Source organism: Pseudomonas cyclaminis, assembly GCF_015163715.1.
In the GTDB taxonomy this organism is placed as follows: Bacteria; Pseudomonadota; Gammaproteobacteria; order Pseudomonadales; family Pseudomonadaceae; genus Aquipseudomonas; species Aquipseudomonas cyclaminis.
Genome location: NZ_JADDUM010000384.1, coordinates 1 through 562 on the forward strand (window position 1 = coordinate 1; position 562 = coordinate 562).

Genomic DNA, 562 nt, shown 5'->3' on the forward strand with positions numbered 1-562 from the left:
GGATGGCGTTGGCCGGCGGCGTTAGTGGGATTAACCCTGAGTCTGGGCTTCAGTGCTTATTGTGTAGCGCCTTATATACATCCTCTGAATGAGGCCCTCGCCGGTGCCATGCTGGGTTCGACAGCCGCCCTTGCGTTTCTTTGGCGCATTGACGCGGCGAACATCAAGCTTTCCCCAGGGCTCATGGGCGGTGGACTGGTGTTTTTATTGGTGTGCGCGCTGGTGCCCAAGTACAACGCCGAGTTGCTGCTCAACCGCGTCGCCGTGAGCCTGTCAGGTGCTGGGCAAGCCCATCAGGAACCGGCCTGGCGCCTGGAAGCGGCGCACACCAAGGCCGAGTAGCTCGCCAGGTCCAGGGCGAGGTTGCTGTTTACCATCAGTTCCAGCAACACGGTCTGCGCGTTGAAACACTGTGCATCGCCCCGACGCTTCGCGCCCTGCATCTGCTTGAACAGCGCGTGAGTAATTTGCTGGGGAGAGCTGCCTTGCAGCTGGTCCAGCCAGTGGCCAATCGCCCGGGTGTTCTGCTGGTATTGTGCGCCGGCCGGCGGCTCCACAAACG

At 61.6% G+C, this 562-nt stretch carries 1 protein-coding gene and 1 pseudogene; one reads left to right on the plus strand and one right to left on the minus strand.

Features of this window, described 5'->3' with window-relative positions:
* Positions 1–342, plus strand: a pseudogene (locus tag IQK56_RS30710) (hypothetical protein); the annotation flags it as partial.
* Here IQK56_RS30710 and IQK56_RS30715 read toward each other — a convergent pair.
* The coding region (locus IQK56_RS30715) for a hypothetical protein (RefSeq protein WP_193901983.1) at positions 294–562 on the minus strand (269 nt) is incomplete at its 5' end. The pseudogene IQK56_RS30710 and the gene IQK56_RS30715 sit on opposite strands and share 49 nt — an antisense overlap.